Here is an 18,670-nt window from a genome sequence, read left to right as displayed (position 1 = left end):
ACTGACACGCCATATGCACCCCGCCGATGCGGCAGCGCTTATTTCAGGATGGCTGCGGGATCCTGCGCCCCTTTCAAGGCCGCGCACAGCTGGATTGATTCACCCGTCTGCGCGAGTCCGCGCGCGATGCCTGCCGCATCGTTCATGCGCGGCTTGAAGAACGCCTGCAGCCGCTCGACTTCGGGTGTGGAGCAACCGCCGCCAGCGGCCAGGCGCGGCAGATAACCACCCGCGAAGCTGCCGGTACGGCCGAGCACTTCCTTGTAGTGGCCGGTGAACCACTGCCACATCGCATCACGACTCGCCCGGGTCTCGCGACCGCCCATCAGCAGCGAACCCATCTCGCCGACCTTGACCTGCTTGTCCAGCGCGAAGTCGCGCACCTGCGTGGCCAGCGTCGGAACTTCCACGCGGGCGAGTCCGCCGAGGATGCCATTGCGCAAGGCCGCATCCGTGGTCTTCGGCAACGCGCCGATCAACGCATCGACCGCGGGCTTTCCCTGCGTCTGCACCGCCACGCCCAGCGCATCGCCGAGCAGGTCGGGATCGGCAGCGGCGAAGTCGAGGCTGCCATCGGCGGTGGGCTTGAGTACCGCCTCACCCTGTTCGAGCAGGGCAGCGCGTACTTCGGGCACCTTGAAATCGAAGGCGAGCGCACTGGCCAGGGTGCTGCGCAACAGCGAGTCGTCCTCGGATTCGCCAGCCTTGCGCTGGTAGCCGAGCTGTTGCAGGCGCGGCAGGTAGGCATCCTTCACCCACGCAGTGAGGCGGGCACGCTGCGCATCGGTGCGCGCCTCGTGCTGATGGATCCATTCCAGCTGGCCCAGTGGCGCGGTGGCCACGTCGCGAACCTTCGACGCGGTCAGCGGCTTGAAGGCGGCGAGCACATCGCCGGCATCGAGATCGCCGCGACGGAAGCTGGCACCGACGGCGTCGGCATAGGCCAGTTGTTCGGCGTCGCCGAGCTTGCCGACCTCGGCGGTGAGCCGGACCAGTTGCGGCTTGTCCAGGCTGAAGCGGTAATAGCCGCTGGCATTCGCGTTGGGCATGATCCAGGTCGGCGTGCTGGCGCCGGCCAGCACCATCGAGCCGCTGGCCTTGTCGAGCATCTCGCAGGCGACCTTGCTGTACTGTGCTTTGTCTTTGCCGTTGGCGGTCGTGCCGTAGCGCACGCACACCGGCACACCCCAGCTGCGTTTTGCATCGCCCTTGCTGCCCAGCGGCAGGTAACGGCTCTGGCTCAGCTGCAGCACGGTCTTGCCGTCTTTCTGCACCAGCTTCGTCTGCACATACGGCACGCCGCTCTGGTCGAGGAAGCTGTTGAAGGCATGCTTGAACGCCTCGCCCTTGCCCGCCGCGGTGGCGATCGCACCGACCAGGTCGCTGGCGGTGGCGTTGCCGAACTTGTGCGCCTGGATATAGGCACGCATGCCCTTCTGGAAGGTCTTGTCGCCGACATAGTTCTCGAACATCGCGATCACGCCGGCACCCTTCTGGTAGGTGATGCCGTCGAACGCGGTGAGGATGTCGCCGTTGCCAGTGATCGGCTGGCGGATGCTGCGCGCGCTGACCAGCCCATCGCTGTTCATCGCCCCTTCCGAACCGCGCACGCGATCAAGGTCGGCGCGGTATTCGGGATGCACTTCCATGGTGACCTTCTGCTGCATCCAGGTGGCGAACGCCTCGTTGAGCCAGATGTCGTTCCACCATTCGAGCGTCACCGTGTCGCCGGTCCACTGATGCGCCAACTCATGCGCTGTGACGTTGAACGATCCGCGCACGTTGCGCGCGGGGGAATCCTTGTCGAGCAGCAGCAGCCAGTCGCGGAACGTGACCAGGCCGGCGTTCTCCATCGCGCCGGCGGAGAAATCCGGCGCGGCGAGCAGATCGAGCTTGTCCCACGGATAGCCGAACCCGTAGTAGTTCTCCAGCGCATGAATGATGCTCGGCGTCTCGCTCAGCACATGCTGCATGCGATGGGCCTGGCCGGCGGGTGCCACGCCGCGCAGCGGCAGCGGTTTCGAACGATAGGCATCCGGCGCGATGTCCGGCGCGTTGGCGATGCTCCACGGACCGACGCCGAAGGCGACCAGGTAGGTCGGCAGCGGCAAGGTTTGCGCGAAGGTCAGCGTCTTCCAGCCCTGGCCGGCAGGCGTGTCGCTCACCTGGCTGGTATTGGCGATGCCGACCTCGCTGCTCGGAATGGTCAGGCTGATGTCGAACGGGGTCTTGAAGCCGGGCTCGTCGAAGCCGGGGAACGCATAGCGCGCACTGATCGGCTCCATCTGCGTCATCGCATACGGCTGGCCCCTGGCGCTGACCTTGTACAGGCCCTGCAACTGCGCATTCAGCGGTGCGCTGTATTCGAACTTCAGGCTCAATTCCTGCGGCTGGAGCGTACTGCCGAAATCCACCCGCACCACGCCGGCCGCGGGGTCGACGTCGACGTATTCGCCGTCATGCAGCTTGCCGGCGGCGTCGGTGATCGTCACCTTCGACACCTTCAGCTCCTTGCCGTCCAGCCAGAGGTGATCGGAAGCCTTGGTCAGCTTGACCTTGATCGTGGTGGTGCCGGAAAAATCCTGCCGGGCGGGATCGACCTTGAACGCGATCCGGTACGACTGCGGTACCGCCCAGCCGGGCAGGCGACCCTGCGGCGCGTGGTCGGTGGCATTACCAAACGCAGCGGCGCAGCAACTGGCCAGCGCAGTGAACAGGAGCGGACGGACAAGACGATGCATCAGGAGACCCCCAGGCGATCCAAAGAGCACCACCGTAGGATCCGCATGACTTTCGACACAGTGCCAGAAGGCACGGCCGGCTTGCCAGGGATGTGGCCGCGCGCAAAAAAAACCGGCGACGAGGACAGGCTCGCGCCGGTGGGGTGCAACCCGCGCGTCTGCGGGGGAGAGGGAGGGGCTCCGACGCGCGGGGTATCACGGGGATACGCGGTGCACGATAGGGCGCGCCGGTGTATTGTTCCAATTGATTGTTGGCATCAGCACCATAGTTTTTGACTATTGCCTGGACGGACTCGCCGATGAACCTGCGCGATCTCCAATATCTGGTGGCCCTGGCTGAGCACCGGCATTTCGGCCGCGCAGCCGAAGCCTGCTTCGTCAGCCAGCCGACCTTGTCCACCCAGATCAAGAAGCTGGAGGAGGAACTCGGCGTGCCGCTGGTCGAACGCACGCCGCGCAAAGTGCTGCTGACCGAGGTGGGCCGCGACATCGCGATCCGCGCACGCGACGTGCTCGGCGGCGTCGAGCAGATCCGCGCGGTGGCCCGGCGCACGCTGGACCCGGAATCCGGCACGGTGCGGCTGGGCATCTTCCCGACCCTGGGGCCCTATTTGCTGCCGCATGCGTTGCCACTGGTGCGGGCCGCGTTTCCGAAGCTTGAACTGCTGCTGGTCGAGGAGAAAACCGAAGCGCTCCTGCGCCTGCTGCGCGAAGGCCGGCTTGATGCCGGCATCCTCGCCCTGCCCCTGCACGAGGACAGCATGCACAGCGAGTTCCTGTTCGAGGAACCGTTCCTGCTTGCCGTTTCCGACGTACATCCGCTGGCGCACAAGCAGGGCCTGCTCAAGCTGCGCGACCTGTCCAACCAGAACCTGCTGCTGCTGGAGGATGGCCACTGCCTGCGCGACCAGGCGCTGGAGGTCTGCCACCTGTCGGGCGCCGGCGAACACGGCGGCTTCCGCGCGACCAGCCTGGAGACGCTGCGCCAGATGGTGGCCGCGAACGTCGGCATCACCCTGCTGCCGGTGATGGCGGTGAAGCCGCCGGTAGCGCCCGTGGACGGCCTGCACCTGATCGAATTCAAGGGCCATCCGCCGAGCCGGCGCATCGCCATGGTCTGGCGCAAGAGCTCGGCGATGGACGAGTTCCTGAAGCGCCTGGCCGGGGTGCTGCGGCAACTGCCGCCCGAACTGCTCGACGCACACCCCGCGGCCACCCCGATGCCGGCAGCGAAGAGCATTCCGACGAAGCACGCACGCGTGCACTGATAGCCGGAGGCTATGTACTCCATCGAAACAGTCAATTTCATCATTCGGCCAGCGCGGGCTAGGCTCCGGCTGAGACGACCGCAAGGCCGCGCAGACTTTTCCCTCCCAGCCACACGCCACGAGGTGATGTCATGAGCAAGTTGAAAGGATCCAAAACCGAGCAGAACCTGAAGGACGCCTTTGCCGGCGAATCGATGGCCAACCGGCGCTACCTCTACTTCGCCGGCAAGGCCGACGTCGAAGGCTACAACGATGTTTCGGCCGTGTTCCGTTCCACCGCCGAGGGCGAGACCGGCCATGCGCACGGCCATCTCGAATACCTGGAAGCGGTCGGCGACCCCGCCACCGGATTGCCGTTTGGCGAAACCCACCTGAATCTGAAAAGCGCCATTGCCGGCGAAACCCACGAGTACACCGACATGTATCCGGGAATGATGAAAGCCGCGCGCGAGGAAGGCTTCGAGGAAATCGCCGACTGGTTCGAGACCCTGGCCAAGGCGGAGCGCTCGCACGCGAACCGCTTCACCAAGGCGCTCGGCGACCTGGGCTGAACGAAATCACGATCAGCGTCGTACTTCAGTAACCGTTCGCCCTGAGCGTAGCGCAGCGAAGTCGAAGGGCTGCCCTTCGACTTCGGTCCTGCGGACCTACGCTCAGGGCGAACGGCTACAGCGGATCGGGGTCAGAGTGTCCCCTTCCACCCCACCGTGGATCGTGCTCGCCAACTACCGGAGGCCACCGATGGACCTGATCCACGAGAAGGGCGAAGGCAACCTGCAGGCGCCGACCCGGCACCCGCTGGACTGGCTCAATCCGGAATTTATGGATCAGCAGGCACTGGACGCCGAAATGGAGCGGGTGTTCAACATCTGCCACGGCTGCCGCCGCTGCGTCAGCCTGTGCCACGCCTTCCCCACCTTGTTCGACCTGATCGACGAGTCGAAGACGATGGAGATCGACGGCGTCGACAAGGCCGACTACCCCAAGGTCACCGAGCAGTGCTATCTGTGCGACCTGTGCTATCAGGTCAAGTGTCCGTACACCCCGCCGCATCCGTGGAACGTGGATTTTCCGCACCTGATGCTGCGCGCCAAGGCGGTGGCGTTCGAGCGTGATGGCGCGCCATTGTCGGCAAAAATCCTGTCCAGCACGCGCGCGGTCGGCAAGCTGGCGTCGATCCCGGTGGTGGTGCAGGTGATCAATGCGGCGAACCGCAACCCGGGCGCACGCAAGCTGCTGGAAAAAACCATGGGCGTCGACGCGAAGGCGCGCGTGCCCGAATACCACTCGCCTACCGCACGCAAGCGTTTGCGTGACCTGGACGGCAGCGGCGAGGCGATCGCGGCGGGACGCACGCGCGGCAAGGTTGCGCTGTTCGCTACCTGCTACTGCGACCATTCCGAACCCGGCGTGGTCGAGGACCTCGCCGCCATCCTCCAGTACAACGAGATCCCGACCCGGCTGGTCGAACAGGAAGCCTGCTGCGGCATGCCGAAGCTGGAGCTGGGCGACCTCAAGACCGTGAAGAAGTACAAGGAGCGCAACATCCCGGTGCTGGCGAAGATGGCCCGCGAAGGCTGGGATTTCATCGCCGCGATTCCCTCCTGCGTGCTGATGTTCAAGCAGGAGCTGCCGCTGATGTTTCCGGACGACACGGAGGTTGCGCTGGTGCACGATCACTTCTTCGACCCGTTCGAATACCTGGCCGAACGGCACAAGGCAGACTTGCTCAAGACGGACTTCAAGACTTCACTGGGCAAGGTCGCCTGGCAGGTGCCCTGCCACCAGCGCGTGCAGAAGATCGGACCGAAAACCCGCGACATCCTGCAACTGGTGCCGAACACCGAAGTCACCACGATCGAGCGCTGCTCCGGCCACGACGGCACCTACGGCGTCAAGCACAAGACCTACGCACTGTCGCGCAAGCTGGCCAGACCGGTGGAGAAGCGCGTCGCCGAAGCGGCCCCCGATCACTTCACCAGCGACTGCCCGATGGCCGGCGGCCACATCGCCCACGGGCTCGACGACAAACCCGCGGCGGAACATCCGCTGAGCCTGCTACGCAAGGCCTACGGGATATGAGGAGTGAGTAGTGAGAGAAAGCCACCACCGGTCATCACGTCGCTCTTCGCTCCTCTCTCACTACTCACTCATCTCCACTCACTCCTCGCTCTTCGCTCTTCGCTCCTCGCTCCTCGCTCACTTCTCACTCCTCTCCACTCACTCCTCGCTCTTCGCCTCATGACCAAACTCACCCGCGCCGACCTACTCTCCCTCGAAGCCTACGCCCAGCAGCGCGGCGAGTTCCGCGCCCGCGTGCTGGCGCACAAGAAGCAGCGCACGGTGCATCTGGGCGAGCACCTTACCCTGATCTTCGAGGATCGCCTCACCGTGCAGTACCAGGTGCAGGAGATGCTGCGCATCGAACGGATCTTCGAGGCCGCAGGCATCCAGGAAGAACTCGATGCCTACAACCCGCTGATCCCGGACGGCCACAACCTCAAGGCCACGCTGATGGTCGAGTTTCCCGACGAGGAACAGCGCCGCGTCGAACTGGTGCGATTGCGGAAAATCGAGCATGCCATCGAACTGACGGTGGAAGGCCACGCAGCTGTCGTTGCGATCGCCGACGAAGACATGGATCGCAGCAACGACGAAAAGACCGCCGCCGTGCATTTCCTGCGCTTCGAACTGGATTCCGCGATGATCAGGGACTGGCACGACGGCAAACCCGTCACGCTGGCCTCCACCCTGCCCGCGATGCCGGTAAAGGCCACCCTGACCAGCGCGCAACGCGACATGCTGGCGGCCGACTTCAGCTGAGCCGGATACCATGGCCTGACTTACACTGCGCGCATTCCCACCGCTGCAGTCCGAATGCGCAAACTCCTGATCCTTGCCGCCGCGCTGCTGCTAGTCCTTGGTGTGCTCAAGCACCACCAGCACGGCGCCGTGCAGCCAGGGCCCGGCGTGCTCGCCGCCGAGGCGCCGGTCCAGGTCGACCTCGATCACGGCGCCCGGTTGCAGAAAGGCGACACCACCCTCACCACCCGCGCACACTTCGACATCACCGCCCGCGTGCTCTCGCGCAAGGACTATTCCTGGGGCGAAGGCTCCGACCTGGTGCCGCTGGACCTCGCCCTCGGCTGGGGCCGCATGTCGGACAGCGCCGTGCTGGCGCACATCGACATCAGCCAGTCCGGACGCTTCTACTATTGGCACGTGAAGGAGTTCCCGATCCCGCGCCGCGAGATCGAGACCTCCAGCGCCAACATGCACATGATTCCCGCCGATCCCGGCGTGAAAAGCCAGCTGGAAAGTGTGCGCACCGGCCAGATCATCCACCTCGAAGGCTTCCTGGTCGACGCCAGCCGCCCCGGCGGCTGGCACTGGAACACCTCGATGACCCGCAACGATACCGGTGCGGGAGCGTGCGAGTTGATCTATGTCGAGAGCGTGGATGTCGTGCCGGAGCCGTGAAGCCCGGACTGGGCGACACCTTGCCGTCCCAGCCTCACTTGTCCTGCACGGCCTCGACCTGGATCTGCAGCGTCACCTTCGTATCCAGGCCGAACGACTGGCCGGCGTCGACGCCGAACGTGGCGCGGTCGAAACTCGCCGAGGCTTCGGCGCCGCAGCGCTCGCGCGGCTTGAGCATGAAGTCGGGCACGCACTTGAAGTGCCCGATCTGGAGATCCAGCGGGCGCGTCACGCCGTGCAGGGTCAGCTTGCCGATCACGCGCGTCGGTGCGCCATGGACGAAATCCGTGAGCCTGCCGTCGTAAACCGCTTGCGGAAAGGTCGCCGCATCGAAGAAGGCACATTGCGTCTTGCACAGTGATGCGGGCAGCGCCGCGCGCAGCACCATCTTGTCGAGTTCGGCGAGGCCGAAGTTGACGCTGGCCGTTTCGGTCACGACATGCACCGTGCCCGTGCGCGCGGCGCGATCCAGCGTGATCGTGCCGGCGCTGTGATCGAACTTGCCGCGCCAGGTCGAGAGACCCATGTGATCGGCGGCGAAACTCGGATAGGTGTGCGCGGGGTCGATGGTGTAGGCGACGGGTTGCGCCGCGGCCGTCATGGCAGCGAGGAGCAACGGCAGTGCCAGCCAGGGCAAGGCCAGCAAGGACAAGGATGGTGTCCGGCGATATGTCGGTTTCATGGGATGTCCGGGTCGGAAAGGAGTAAACGGCAGGTCGGTACCTGGTTTCACCGCGAGAATCATGCCGGTCGGTTGCAGTTGACCATCCACATCGCACCGTAGCGGTCGGTCAGCATGCCGAAGCGCAGTGCCCACGAGGTCTCCGCCATCGGCATGCTCACGTTGGCGCCTTCGCTCAGGGCGGCAAACAGCCGCTCCACCTCACCGGGCTGATCCACGCTCAGCGATACCGCATTGCCGTGGATGCCCGGATAGGGCTCGCCGGTCGGCGTGCACCAGTCCGAGCCCATCAGCACGGCATCGCCGACTGCCAGGCGTACATGGGCGATCAGGTCGCGTGTCTCCGGCAAGGCGTTCCCGCCATCGGGCATCTCGCCAAGCGTCACCTTCATCACGATCTTGCCGCCGAGGCAACGCGCGTAGAAATCGAACGCTTCCGCGGCCTGGTTCCTGAAAAACAGATAGTTGACGAGTTGCATGTCGGTTTCCTCTGGTGGGGAATGGATGGATGGAGTAATGACGGCCTGCATCACGCGACCTGCGCGATCAGGGTGCTCCGTTTTGCGCGGTATTCGATCGGGCGACGAACGGCGTTGGCGAAAATCGACATGCCATGCGACCCGGCTCGCCGGGGATCGGCAATGGCCGAGGTCAACGCAAGGCCCCTTCGCATCACCCGCGCGGATGATGCTGCGCATGCAACCGCTTCAGGCCTTCCTTCGCCACCAGCGTATAGATCTGCGTGGTGCTGAGCGAGCTGTGGCCGAGCAGCATCTGCAACGCGCGCAGGTCGGCGCCGTGGTTGAGCAGGTGGGTGGCGAAGGAATGCCGCAATACATGGGGCGAGATGCGTTTCGCGTGGATGCCGGCCTGCAGTGCGTGGCGTTTCACCAGGGTCCAGAACATCTGCCGGCTCATGCCTTCACCGCGATTACTGAGGAACAGCGCCGCTGGCTGCCGACCCCGGGCCAGCGCGGGGCGCGCCGCAGCCAGATAGGTACCGATATGTTCGAGCGCCAGCTCGCCGACCGGCACCAGCCGATCCTTGCCGCCCTTGCCGGTGACCCGCAGCACGCCCTGGCGCGTGTTCAGCGCGGCCAGCGGCAGTTCGACCAGTTCGGAAACGCGCAGGCCGGAGGCGTACATCAGCTCGAGCATGGCGCGATCGCGCAGGCCCAGCGGAGTACCGAGGTCCGGCGCCTGCAACAGGCCTTCGATCTCGCGCTCGGCCAGTGCCTTGGGCAGACTGCGCGGCATTTTCGGCCGCTCGATCAGCAGGGTCGGATCGACAAAACCCGGCTCGTCGCGTGCGACAAATGCGTAGTAACGGCGAAACGCCGATTGGCGCCGCGCCATCGATCGGACGGCGCCCCGCTGCGCGCCGTGGTAGGCGGAAATCTGCTCGCGCGTGGCGGCATGCAGATCGCAACGGCGCGCGGCCAGCCACCGCGCCAAGGCCTCCAGATCGCGCCGGTACGCCTCCAGCGTGCGCTCGGCCAGGCCATCCTCGGACCACACTCGCTCCAGGAACGTGGCGATGCTGCGCCGGTCGGCTTCGGCGATACTGGCAGGGTTTTCTCCATTCTTCATGCGCACGATGCTGACCATCGCGCGCGCTCCACGCAAGCGATTCGATGCCGATGCCGACCCTTCCCGATGCCGTTTCCTCCGCGCCCTGCCCGTTGTGGCGCCGCCTGCTGGCCCTGCTCTACGACCTGCTGATCGTGCTGGCGATCGTGATGGTGGTGGGCCTGCTGTGCCAGCTGGCGACCGGCGGCCAGCTGATCCGCACCGACGGGCACGCGGTGATTCCCGTCTGGTACCGGCCATTGCAGGGGCTGGTGGTGTCGGCGTATTTCGTCAGCTCCTGGCTGCGCGGGGGACAGACCGTGGGCATGCGGCCATGGCATATCCGGCTGACCGGCCGCGACGGTGGCAGCCCGACCCTGCAGCAGGCCGTGCTGCGGCTGCTGGTGGCGGCGACGCCGATGCTGCTGCTGATGCTGGCGCCGGCGCTGGGATTGCGCAGCACGCTGTGGACCTCGCTGGCGGCGTGGGCCGCGTGGTTTGCGGTGGCCCTGGTCGATCCGCGCCGACGCGCGCTGCACGACATCGTCGCCGCGACCGAGCTGCGCCGGCTGGGCTGAACTTCACATGGCGCTCAGGGCCGGCACGGTTCAATCCGGCGATGCCGCCAGCGCGCTCCACCGAAAACCGCAGCGACGCCGAACTGATCCGCAGCAACCGCGGCTTCTACGAATCGCTGTGGGCGCAGGCGAGGCTGATCGATCCGGCGCGCTTCAACACCTGGCCGCTGCTGCATGAACTGGCGCAGCGCGCCCCACGCCGGCTGGAAGTGGCGCCCGGCCTGCGTCCGCGGCTGCCGCTGCAAGGCACCTGCTTCGTCGACCTCAGCCGGGCCGCCTTGCGCCGGCTGCGCTCGAACGGCGCCGACGCGGTTCACGGCTTGATCGGTGCGCTGCCCTGCGGCAATGCCTGCTTCGACCTGATCTGTGCGCTGGACATCCTCGAACATGTGGCCGACGACCATGCCGCCCTGGCCGAGCTGGCACGGGTCGCCGCCCCCGGCGCCAGCGTGCTGCTGTCGGTGCCGCTGCACCCGGAGGCGTGGACGGCCTTCGACGAGTTCGTGGGGCATTGTCGCCGTTACGACCCGGCAGGCATTCCCGCCTTGCTGGAACGACACGGCTTTCGCCTCGAGCACAGCGCGGTCTACGGCATGCAGCCGAAGTCCTCGCGCCTGCTCGACCTCGGCCAGTGGTATCTCACCCATCGGCGCGAGCGCGCCATGTGGTGGTACAACCGCGTGTTCATGCCGCTGGGCCTGTGCTTCCAGAAACCCTTGCGCTGGCGCGAAGGACTCGGTGACACCCGCGGTGTCGACGAATTGCTGCTGCGCTGCCGTTACGCAGGCTGAGAAACGGCGCAGAGCCTGTGAAAGAAACCACGTCCTGTGGTTTCTTTCAGTCACGAGTCCGGCACATGTCCGTACTCGCTCCCGCGAAGTCAGGCACTCGCATGCCTGACTTCGCGTCCGGCCATCGGGCAACTGCTCCTGCATTGCCTCAACTCGGGCATCCATGCCCTCGCCATGGCCGGGCTGAGAGGCTGTTCGTTTCACAGCCTCTCAGCCTGTCTCTGCGGCATCGCAACACGACAGCGGCAAACCCGCTAAGATGCAAACGTTTCCGTCCCAGGGGTCACCCTCCTCGATGCTTTATCAAATCCATGAGTGGCAGCGCTCGCTGCTCGGTCCGTTGAGCTATTTCGCCGAAGCCAACGCCCGCATGCTGAGCGCTCCCGGCAACCCGTTCGCCCAGTTTCCCGGCGTGCCAAGGCTGGCCGCCGGCAACGAACTGATTTACCGCCTGGGCAAGGAGTACGAGAAGCCGGAATTCGGCATCCACGTGGCCAGCGCCCACGATCAGGAGATCGCGGTGATCGAACGCGTGGCGATGGCCAGGCCGTTCTGCCAGCTGAAGCGGTTCAAGCGCTTCAGCGACGACCCGGCCACCATCGAAAAGATGAAGAACGACCCGGTCGTGCTGCTGGTGGCGCCGTTGTCCGGCCACCACGCCACCTTGCTGCGCGACACCGTGCGCACCCTGCTGCGCGACCACAAGGTGTACATCACCGACTGGGTCGACGCGCGCATGGTGCCGGCGTCGGAAGGCACGTTCGGCCTGGATGACTACGTCGCCTACGTGGAGGACTTCATCCGGCACATCGGCGCCGAGTCGCTGCACGTCATCTCGGTATGCCAGCCCACCGTGCCGGTGCTGGCCGCGGTGTCGCTGATGGCCGCGCGCGGCGAGCCCACGCCGCGCAGTCTGACCATGATGGGCGGCCCGATCGATCCGCGCCGCAGCCCCACCAGCGTCGACAACCTGGCCACCCAGCAGCCGCTGTCCTGGTTCAAGGGCAACGTGATCCACACGGTGCCGCCGAACTACCCGGGCCGCGGGCGCGAGGTCTATCCCGGTTTCCTGCAGCACGCCGGGTTCATCGCGATGAACCCGGGCCGGCACATGAGTTCGCACTGGGACTTCTACCAGGACCTGCTGCGCGGCGACCAGGAAGACGCCGAGGCGCACCGCAAGTTCTACGACGAATACAACGCCGTGCTGGACATGCCGGCGCGGTTCTACCTGGACACGATCGAGAAGGTGTTCCAGCAGTTCCTGTTGCCCCGCGGGCTGTGGGACGTGGCCGGCGAACGGGTGGACCCGGGCGCGATCCGGCGCAGCGCCCTGCTGACCATCGAAGGCGAACTGGACGACATCTCCGGCCTTGGCCAGACCGAGGCGGCGCACGACCTGTGCAGCAGCATCCCGGCGAAACGACGCGCGCACCGGGTGATCGAGGGGGCCGGCCATTACGGCATCTTCAGCGGTCGACGCTGGCGCGAAACGGTTTATCCGCAGGTGCGCGACTTCATCCGCCAGTTCGACCAGCCGGCCAAGGCCGCGACGCTGGTGCGCAGAGCCGGGGATGCGCCGGCGGTGGCCTGAGCCGGCGTCTTACCGATCCGGCAGTCCCCACAGCGCGTGGTCGAGGTTGCCGTCCAGGCCGAACCGCGACAGCGGCACCCGGCCGTTGCGTACCTCGACGCCTTCGGCACGCAGCCGCCGGCACTGTTCGCGAAAGCCGCGGCTGCCCGGCGGCATCGCGATGTAGCCGCTGGCGCGCAGCACGCGGAACCACGGCAGCACCATCCCGTCCGGCACCTCGCCGAGCAGACGCCCCACCAGCCGCGCCCGGCCGGGCAGGCCCGCGCGGGCGGCGATGGCGCCGTAACTGGCCACACGACCCGGCGGGATCGCGGCGATGGCGGCGTAGATGCGGGCGTTGCGATCCTTCATGGGTACTCCGGCGGGGCGACTCGGAATGTCATCCGTGACAGAGTAACCTCGGGTTCTCCCAACGGAAACGGCACCATGCGCCACTTCGAAGCCGTGCGCTCCCACATCGGCAGCCGGCACCAGCTGCATCACAACGATCCCTACCTGATCAGCTTCGACCTGAAGCTCGGGCAGGATCGTCACCAGGGCATCTACCTGGCCGAGCTGGAAGGCGACGCCGGGCGCCGCTACCTGCGCGTGTCCACCCCGATCGGCCCGCTCGCCGGTACCGATCCACAACGCTGCCTGCGCTTCAACTGGCAGCAGCGCACCGGCTTCCTGGCGGTGGCCGACCTCGACGGCTCGCCCTACCTGCACCTGTGCGAAAACCGCCTGTACGAATTCCTCGATGCGCCGGAGCTGGAACGGGTGATCCACGAGCTGGGCTCGCTGGGCGACCAGCTGGAACAGGTGATCGCCAGCGGCGACGACTCGCTGTAGCGCCACGGAACCCGAACGGCGCCAGTCTCAGAAAAGCAGCCGGAACCCCACCACGAACCCGTAGGCCAGCAAGGCGGTGACCGGCAGGGTCAGGATCCATGCCCACACCATGCGCTCGACCACCGACCAGCGGATCGCGTTGAAGCGCTTGGCCGCACCCACGCCCATGATCGAAGCCGACACGTTGTGGGTGGTCGACACCGGGATGCCGAATACCGAGGCGGTGAGGATCACCAGCGCGGAACTCGTTTCGGCGGCGAACCCGTTGATCGGATGCAGCTTGACCATCTTGTGGCCCAGCGTCTTGATGATGCGCCAGCCGCCACCGGCGGTGCCGGCCGCCATGGTCAGCGCCGATACCACCTTGACCCATACCGGGATGACGAAGCCGCCGGCCGGGTTCTCGTCGATGCGCAGGAAACCGAAGACCGCCGGCAGGTGATCGAACTGGTGCGCCGCGGTGGCGCCGGCCAGCGCCAGCGCGATGATGCCCATGCTCTTCTGCGCGTCGTTCATGCCGTGCGCCACGCCCATCGCGCTGGCCGAGATGATCTGCGCCTTGCCGAAGAAGAAGTTGACGAACGGCGTGCGCCCGAACCGGCGCGACCAGCCTTGCCGGTTCGCGAACCAGGCCAGCAGCGCATACAGCGAGCCCATCAGGATGAAGCTGATGATGAACCCGGCCAGCGGCGACAGCACCATCGGAACGACCACCTTGGGAATCACGCCATGGCCCTTGAGCCAGCTGCCCTGCTCCCAGATCACCGAGCCGAAATCGTTGCCCGAGGCGGCAATCGCCGCTCCCACCAGCGAGCCGACCAGGGCGTGACTGGAGCTCGACGGCAGGCCCAGCCACCAGGTGATCAGGTTCCACACGATCGCCGCCAGCAGGGCGCAGATCAGCAGCTGGGAGCTCATCTCGACCACCCCGGCATTGATCAGCCCGGAAGCGATGGTGGCCGCCACCGCGGTACCGAGGAAGGCACCGATGAGGTTGGTGCCGGCGGCCATCAACACGGCCTGCCCGGGCGTGAGCACCTTCGTCGCCACCACGGTGGCGATCGAGTTGGCGGTGTCGTGGAAGCCGTTGATGTAGGTGAACAGCAGCGCGATCACCACCACCGCGATGACCACGCTCATGCGGCGCTCCCCACGGGAACGCGATTGCTGCAAGGCGACATCGGCGGCACTTCGCGAAGCGGATTGCGCTCGGTCACGGTGACGCCCTCAGGAGTTTTTCAGCACGATCGAATAGACGATGTTGCCGACGTCGCGGCACTTGTCGATGGCCTTCTCGATCAGCTCGAACAGGTCCTTGGCCAGCATCGCGCGCATCGCGTCGTTGCCCTCGACGTACAAGGTGCGGTAAGGCGCCAGCAGCATGCGGTCGCCTTCCGATTCCAGCGCCTGCAGCCGATCCTGCAGTTTCTTGACCGGATCGATGCGCAGGCCGCGGCGCAGCTCGCCGATCATCTCGGCGACCACTTCGCTGGAACGCTGCAGCACCAGGGCGCGCTGGGCGAAGTCCACGCCGAGCAGGCGCGAGGCGACGATCTCGTAGCGCTCGGCGAACTTCTCGATGGTCTTGGGAATCTTGTACAGCGAGGAATTGAGCGCCTCGATATCCTCGCGGTCGAGCGCGGTGACGAAGGTATTCACCAGGCCCTCGCTGATCTGCGCGGCCAGCTCCTTCTCGCGCGCCCGGGTTGCCGCGAAGGAGGCCATCACCGCGCCCTGGTCCGGCTTGGTCAGCAGGTCGTGCAGCGCCTGGGCGCTCTCGCAGGCGGTGGCGGCGCTCTGTTCCAGCAGGCCGTAGAACTTGTCGCCTTTGCCGAAAATCGTCTGCAGGGAAAACATGGTTCGGCATGCCTGAGTGAACGGGATGACCGGAATGTTACAGGACGGCCGTACCCAGCCGCACCCGGCCCGGGGTGAAGTGCGGGCCCGACTGCCCTTACACTGTGGCCATGCACCCTCCGCCATCATCGCCGCGATGCTGACCGAAATCGCGCTCGTCCTCGTGCTTTCGTTGTGCAACGGCTTCTTTGCGCTGTCGGAGATGGCGCTGGTGGTTTCGCGCAAGAGCCGGCTCAAGCAGATGGCCAGGACCAGCCGCAAGGCTGCGCTGGCGCTGCGCCATGCCGAAGCGCCCGAGTATTTCCTGTCCACCGTGCAGGTCGGCATCACCATGGTGATGCTGATCACCGGCGCCGTGGCCGGAGACGCGCTGGGCGGCCACATCGCCGAGGCCCTGCAAGGCGAACAGCTGGCCTGGCTGCTGCCCTACGCGCGAATCATCGGCATCGTGCTCGGCTTCATCCTGATCTCGTTCCTGCAGGTGGTGATCGGCGAGCTGGTGCCCAAGCGGCTGGCACTGTCGGCGCCGGAGAAGTTGTCCTCCTATGTGGCGATCCCGATGCTGCTGCTGTCGCGGCTCGCCGCGCCGTTCGTGTGGCTGCTGAACATGTCCAGCAACCTGCTGCTGCGGCTGTTGCGGATCAACCCGCAAGGTCGTGGCGTGGTCACCGAGGACGAGATCCGCCTGCTGGTGGCCGAAAGCGCCGAACAGGGCGTGCTCGACCAGGACGAGCACAACATGGTCAACCGCGTGCTGCGCCTGGGCGACCGCACCGTCGACAGCGTGATGACCCCGCGCATGCGCATCGCGTGGCTGGACATGGCCGCACCGCGCGAGGAAAACATCGAGGTGATGCGGCAGACGCCGTATTCGCGCTATCCGGTCTATCGCGGCGACGAGAGCGATGTGGTCGGCGTGGTCGAAGTCAAGCTGATGCTGCACAGCTTTGCTGCCGGCAGTCCCGAGCTGTTCGGCCACCTCTCCAAGCCGCTGTTCGTGCCGGCCGCGGCGCGCGCGCTGGATCTGCTGGAGGAGTTTCGCGATGCCGAGACGCCGCTGGCCCTGGTGGTCGACGAATACGGCGACATCGAGGGCGTGGTCACCGTCAACGACCTGCTGGCGGCGGTGGTCGGCGCCAGCCAGATCGGCCACGGCGGCAACGAGGAGGGTCCGATCCTGCAGCGCGCCGATGGCAGCTGGCTGATCGACGGCAGCCTGCCCACCGACGACCTGCGCGAACTGCTGCAGGTCGGCGAACTGCCCGGCGAGGACGAACACGAATACCGCACCGCCGCCGGCATGGTGATGACCGCGCTTGGCCACGTGCCGCAGACCGGCGAGGTGTTCGCCTGGCGCGGCATCCGTTTCGAGGTGGTGGACCTCGACGGCGCACGCATCGACAAGCTGCTGGTCACTCCCGCGCCATCGGCGAACGACACCACCGGCGACGAGGAAACGGGCTGAGGAACAGGAGTGAGTGGAGAGGAGTGAGAGAAAGCAACAACCGGCCCGGCATCGGCCTTCTCTCACTCCTCACTCCTCATTCCTCTCCACTCACTTCTCGCTCTTCGCCAACCCCGCCATGCGCTGCGCATCGGCCAGGATGCCGTGCAGCACGCGCAGCTCGCGTTCGTCCGGCTGGGCGCGCTGGAACAGCTTGCGCAGGCGCAGCATGATCGTGGTCGGCTCGCGCCCCTTGTGGAACTCGATGTCGTCCAGCGCCTGCGCCAGGTGTCGGTAGAACTGCTCCATCTGCGTTGCGTCGGCAGGCGGCTCGTCGTGTTCGGGCGGCGCTGCCGGCAGCTCGTCGCCGAGCATGGCCATGCGCAACTCGTAGGCCATCACCTGCACCGCCTGCGACAGGTTGAGCGAACTGAAATCGTCCACGCTGGGAATCCGCACCATCGCGTGGCAGCGCGCCAGCTCCTCGTTTTCCAGACCGCTGCGCTCGTTGCCGAACAGCAGCGCCACCTGCTCGCCGCGGGCCGCCGCGGCCAGTGCCTGCCGCGCCGCCTCGCGCGGACTCAACTCCGGCAGGGTCACGCCGCGCCGACGCGCCGACAGGCCCAGCACGAAGTTGCAACCCGCCAGGCCGTCGACCAGTTCGGCATGCACGCCGGCATTGACCAGCACCTCGTCGGCGCCGGCGGCCAGCGCATTCGCCTCGCGGTCGGGAAACCGCGCGGGCAGCACCAGCTCCAGCCGATTGAAACCCATCGTGCGGATCGCCCGCGCGGCACTGCCGATATTGCCCGGATGGGAGGTGCGCGCCAGCACGAAACGGAAGCGCGCGGCGAGGTCCTGAAAGTCGGTCATTCGTGCTGTGGCATGGCGGGCGGAGCGCACAAGAATAACGGACGCGGGGCGGTCCGGGTCCGCCTCTGCTAGAATCGCCGGCCGCAACCCCGCTCTCTTCCAAAGTCGAAACCATGGCCAGACCACACGTCACGATCGCGGCGCGCGCCGCGCGTTCCGCAGGCAATGTGATCCTGCGCTACATGAACCGAATCGACGGCCTGCACGTCGTCGAGAAGCAGCAGATGGACTTCGTCTCCGAGGTCGACAAGCTGGCCGAGGCGGAAATCATCAAGGAACTGCGCCGCGCCTACCCCGACCACGCGATCCTCGCCGAGGAAAGCGGCCAGACCGGCAAGGGCCCGCTGACCTGGGTGATCGACCCGCTCGACGGTACCCACAACTACCTGCGCGGCATCCCGCACTTCAGCGTGTCGATCGCGCTGCTGGACAAGGGCGTGCCGATCCACGCGGTGGTGTTCGACCCGCTGCGCGACGAGCTATACACCGCCAGCAAGGGCGACGGCGCCTATATCAACGACCGCCGCATGCGCGTGGGCAAGCGCGAGAACCTCGGCGGCGCGATGATCGCCACCGGTTTCCCGTTCCGCCAGCGCGAACACCTCACCGCCCAGCTCGACATGACTCGAGCCATCCTCGGCCAGGCCGAAGACATCCGCCGCTCCGGCTCCGCCGCGCTGGATCTGGCCTACGTCGCCGCCGGCCGCTACGACGGCTACTTCGAGATCGGCCTGAAACCGTGGGACATGGCCGCCGGCGTGTTGCTGGTGCACGAAGCCGGCGGCCGCTACTGCGACTTCGCCGGCCGCGACGGCATCCCCGCCAGCGGCAACATCGTCGCCGGCAACCTCAACGTGGCCAAGGCGATGGTGGACGCGATCGGACAGCAGGCGACGCCGGGGTTGCTCAAAGCTTGAGCGACCTGACCAGCTGAGACCAACGAGGGTGCCCGTAATCACCTT

Annotated in this window: 19 protein-coding genes; 11 read left to right on the top strand and 8 right to left on the bottom strand. The window is 66.3% G+C overall.

What is annotated here, in order from left to right; genetic code table 11:
* Positions 1-38: 38 nt before the first annotated feature.
* Positions 39-2,741, bottom strand: coding sequence for a M1 family metallopeptidase (locus tag B0E47_RS01095; RefSeq protein ID WP_077511627.1), 2,703 nt, complete (start codon positions 2,739-2,741; stop codon positions 39-41).
* Between the two features lie 299 nt (positions 2,742-3,040).
* Here B0E47_RS01095 and B0E47_RS01090 point away from each other — a divergent pair, with 299 nt between their 5' ends.
* The 5 genes from B0E47_RS01090 (at position 3,041) to B0E47_RS01070 (ending at position 7,489) form a co-directional block, all read left to right on the top strand.
* Positions 3,041-4,009, top strand: a complete 969-nt coding sequence (locus B0E47_RS01090) for a LysR substrate-binding domain-containing protein (RefSeq protein WP_077511625.1) — start codon at positions 3,041-3,043, stop codon at positions 4,007-4,009.
* 131 nt (positions 4,010-4,140) lie between these two features.
* A complete protein-coding gene (locus tag B0E47_RS01085) occupies positions 4,141-4,560 on the top strand; it encodes a rubrerythrin family protein (RefSeq protein WP_077511623.1) in 420 nt (139 codons plus the stop codon).
* Positions 4,561-4,696: 136 nt separating this feature from the next.
* The gene (locus B0E47_RS01080) at positions 4,697-6,091 is read left to right on the top strand and encodes a heterodisulfide reductase-related iron-sulfur binding cluster (RefSeq protein WP_254422758.1); all 1,395 of its coding nucleotides are present in this window, start codon (positions 4,697-4,699) and stop codon (positions 6,089-6,091) included.
* A gap of 159 nt (positions 6,092-6,250) precedes the next feature.
* Entirely contained in the window at positions 6,251-6,832 is a 582-nt protein-coding gene (locus tag B0E47_RS01075; RefSeq protein ID WP_077511619.1) for a DUF3501 family protein, read from the top strand.
* A 54-nt stretch (positions 6,833-6,886) separates the two neighbouring features.
* Positions 6,887-7,489 (top strand): hypothetical protein, encoded by a 603-nt coding sequence (locus B0E47_RS01070; RefSeq protein ID WP_077511617.1) that lies wholly within the window; start codon positions 6,887-6,889, stop codon positions 7,487-7,489.
* Positions 7,490-7,523: 34 nt separating this feature from the next.
* Here B0E47_RS01070 and B0E47_RS01065 read toward each other — a convergent pair whose 3' ends face one another.
* The 3 genes from B0E47_RS01065 to xerD all read right to left on the bottom strand — a co-directional run bounded on the left by B0E47_RS01065 (position 7,524) and on the right by xerD (position 9,779).
* The gene (locus B0E47_RS01065) at positions 7,524-8,171 is read right to left on the bottom strand and encodes a YceI family protein (RefSeq protein WP_077511615.1); all 648 of its coding nucleotides are present in this window, start codon (positions 8,169-8,171) and stop codon (positions 7,524-7,526) included.
* A 59-nt stretch (positions 8,172-8,230) separates the two neighbouring features.
* A complete protein-coding gene (locus B0E47_RS01060) occupies positions 8,231-8,650 on the bottom strand; it encodes a VOC family protein (RefSeq protein ID WP_077511613.1) in 420 nt (139 codons plus the stop codon).
* Between the two features lie 193 nt (positions 8,651-8,843).
* Positions 8,844-9,779, bottom strand: a complete 936-nt coding sequence (xerD, locus tag B0E47_RS01055) for a site-specific tyrosine recombinase XerD (protein WP_139351290.1) — start codon at positions 9,777-9,779, stop codon at positions 8,844-8,846.
* 32 nt (positions 9,780-9,811) lie between these two features.
* Here xerD and B0E47_RS01050 point away from each other — a divergent pair, with 32 nt between their 5' ends.
* The 3 genes from B0E47_RS01050 (at position 9,812) to phaZ (ending at position 12,703) form a co-directional block, all read left to right on the top strand.
* A complete protein-coding gene (locus B0E47_RS01050; protein WP_077511721.1) occupies positions 9,812-10,318 on the top strand; it encodes an RDD family protein in 507 nt (168 codons plus the stop codon).
* Positions 10,319-10,359: 41 nt separating this feature from the next.
* A complete protein-coding gene (locus B0E47_RS01045) occupies positions 10,360-11,109 on the top strand; it encodes a methyltransferase domain-containing protein (protein ID WP_077511611.1) in 750 nt (249 codons plus the stop codon).
* Between the two features lie 295 nt (positions 11,110-11,404).
* Positions 11,405-12,703 carry a polyhydroxyalkanoate depolymerase gene (gene phaZ, locus B0E47_RS01040; protein ID WP_077511609.1) on the top strand — a complete coding sequence of 433 codons (1,299 nt, stop codon included), beginning with the start codon at positions 11,405-11,407 and terminating at the stop codon, positions 12,701-12,703.
* A gap of 9 nt (positions 12,704-12,712) precedes the next feature.
* Here the strand turns inward: phaZ and B0E47_RS01035 are convergent, their stop codons facing one another.
* Positions 12,713-13,054: an MGMT family protein gene (locus B0E47_RS01035; RefSeq protein WP_077511607.1), complete on the bottom strand. Its 342-nt coding sequence runs from the start codon at positions 13,052-13,054 to the stop codon at positions 12,713-12,715.
* Between the two features lie 75 nt (positions 13,055-13,129).
* On the opposite strand from B0E47_RS01035, the gene B0E47_RS01030 reads away from it, so the two are divergent.
* On the top strand, positions 13,130-13,534 hold the full coding sequence (locus tag B0E47_RS01030) for a hypothetical protein (RefSeq protein ID WP_077511605.1): 405 nt from the start codon (positions 13,130-13,132) through the stop codon (positions 13,532-13,534).
* Positions 13,535-13,561: 27 nt separating this feature from the next.
* Here B0E47_RS01030 and B0E47_RS01025 read toward each other — a convergent pair whose 3' ends face one another.
* Both B0E47_RS01025 and B0E47_RS01020 read right to left on the bottom strand, forming a co-directional pair.
* On the bottom strand, positions 13,562-14,674 hold the full coding sequence (locus B0E47_RS01025; RefSeq protein ID WP_077511603.1) for an inorganic phosphate transporter: 1,113 nt from the start codon (positions 14,672-14,674) through the stop codon (positions 13,562-13,564).
* A gap of 87 nt (positions 14,675-14,761) precedes the next feature.
* Positions 14,762-15,391: a pit accessory protein gene (locus tag B0E47_RS01020; RefSeq protein WP_077511601.1), complete on the bottom strand. Its 630-nt coding sequence runs from the start codon at positions 15,389-15,391 to the stop codon at positions 14,762-14,764.
* A 136-nt stretch (positions 15,392-15,527) separates the two neighbouring features.
* On the opposite strand from B0E47_RS01020, the gene B0E47_RS01015 reads away from it, so the two are divergent.
* The gene (locus tag B0E47_RS01015) at positions 15,528-16,856 is read left to right on the top strand and encodes a hemolysin family protein (protein WP_077511599.1); all 1,329 of its coding nucleotides are present in this window, start codon (positions 15,528-15,530) and stop codon (positions 16,854-16,856) included.
* 90 nt (positions 16,857-16,946) lie between these two features.
* On the opposite strand, the gene B0E47_RS01010 is transcribed toward B0E47_RS01015, so the two are convergent.
* A complete protein-coding gene (locus tag B0E47_RS01010) occupies positions 16,947-17,708 on the bottom strand; it encodes an RNA methyltransferase (protein ID WP_077511597.1) in 762 nt (253 codons plus the stop codon).
* 113 nt (positions 17,709-17,821) lie between these two features.
* Here B0E47_RS01010 and B0E47_RS01005 point away from each other — a divergent pair, with 113 nt between their 5' ends.
* Positions 17,822-18,625, top strand: a complete 804-nt coding sequence (locus tag B0E47_RS01005; protein WP_077511595.1) for an inositol monophosphatase family protein — start codon at positions 17,822-17,824, stop codon at positions 18,623-18,625.
* Positions 18,626-18,670: the final 45 nt, after the last annotated feature.

Source organism: Rhodanobacter sp. B05, assembly GCF_002001085.1.
In the GTDB taxonomy this organism is placed as follows: Bacteria; Pseudomonadota; Gammaproteobacteria; order Xanthomonadales; family Rhodanobacteraceae; genus Rhodanobacter.
Note: the sequence above shows the minus strand (reverse complement) of the source record. Positions and strands in the feature narration are given on the sequence as shown.

What these genes read in the sequence shown, in the direction of transcription:
- B0E47_RS01020 (WP_077511601.1), bottom strand. Translation starts at nt 15,391, where the DNA reads ATGTTTTCCCTGCAGACGATTTTCGGCAAAGGCGACAAGTTCTACGGC.
- B0E47_RS01030 (WP_077511605.1), top strand. Translation starts at nt 13,130, where the DNA reads ATGCGCCACTTCGAAGCCGTGCGCTCCCACATCGGCAGCCGGCACCAG.
- B0E47_RS01060 (WP_077511613.1), bottom strand. Translation starts at nt 8,650, where the DNA reads ATGCAACTCGTCAACTATCTGTTTTTCAGGAACCAGGCCGCGGAAGCG.
- B0E47_RS01005 (WP_077511595.1), top strand. Translation starts at nt 17,822, where the DNA reads ATGGCCAGACCACACGTCACGATCGCGGCGCGCGCCGCGCGTTCCGCA.
- B0E47_RS01010 (WP_077511597.1), bottom strand. Translation starts at nt 17,708, where the DNA reads ATGACCGACTTTCAGGACCTCGCCGCGCGCTTCCGTTTCGTGCTGGCG.
- B0E47_RS01025 (WP_077511603.1), bottom strand. Translation starts at nt 14,674, where the DNA reads ATGAGCGTGGTCATCGCGGTGGTGGTGATCGCGCTGCTGTTCACCTAC.
- B0E47_RS01045 (WP_077511611.1), top strand. Translation starts at nt 10,360, where the DNA reads ATGCCGCCAGCGCGCTCCACCGAAAACCGCAGCGACGCCGAACTGATC.
- phaZ (WP_077511609.1), top strand. Translation starts at nt 11,405, where the DNA reads ATGCTTTATCAAATCCATGAGTGGCAGCGCTCGCTGCTCGGTCCGTTG.
- xerD (WP_139351290.1), bottom strand. Translation starts at nt 9,779, where the DNA reads ATGGTCAGCATCGTGCGCATGAAGAATGGAGAAAACCCTGCCAGTATC.
- B0E47_RS01015 (WP_077511599.1), top strand. Translation starts at nt 15,528, where the DNA reads ATGCTGACCGAAATCGCGCTCGTCCTCGTGCTTTCGTTGTGCAACGGC.
- B0E47_RS01085 (WP_077511623.1), top strand. Translation starts at nt 4,141, where the DNA reads ATGAGCAAGTTGAAAGGATCCAAAACCGAGCAGAACCTGAAGGACGCC.
- B0E47_RS01095 (WP_077511627.1), bottom strand. Translation starts at nt 2,741, where the DNA reads ATGCATCGTCTTGTCCGTCCGCTCCTGTTCACTGCGCTGGCCAGTTGC.
- B0E47_RS01070 (WP_077511617.1), top strand. Translation starts at nt 6,887, where the DNA reads ATGCGCAAACTCCTGATCCTTGCCGCCGCGCTGCTGCTAGTCCTTGGT.
- B0E47_RS01065 (WP_077511615.1), bottom strand. Translation starts at nt 8,171, where the DNA reads ATGAAACCGACATATCGCCGGACACCATCCTTGTCCTTGCTGGCCTTG.
- B0E47_RS01035 (WP_077511607.1), bottom strand. Translation starts at nt 13,054, where the DNA reads ATGAAGGATCGCAACGCCCGCATCTACGCCGCCATCGCCGCGATCCCG.
- B0E47_RS01050 (WP_077511721.1), top strand. Translation starts at nt 9,812, where the DNA reads ATGCCGACCCTTCCCGATGCCGTTTCCTCCGCGCCCTGCCCGTTGTGG.
- B0E47_RS01090 (WP_077511625.1), top strand. Translation starts at nt 3,041, where the DNA reads ATGAACCTGCGCGATCTCCAATATCTGGTGGCCCTGGCTGAGCACCGG.
- B0E47_RS01075 (WP_077511619.1), top strand. Translation starts at nt 6,251, where the DNA reads ATGACCAAACTCACCCGCGCCGACCTACTCTCCCTCGAAGCCTACGCC.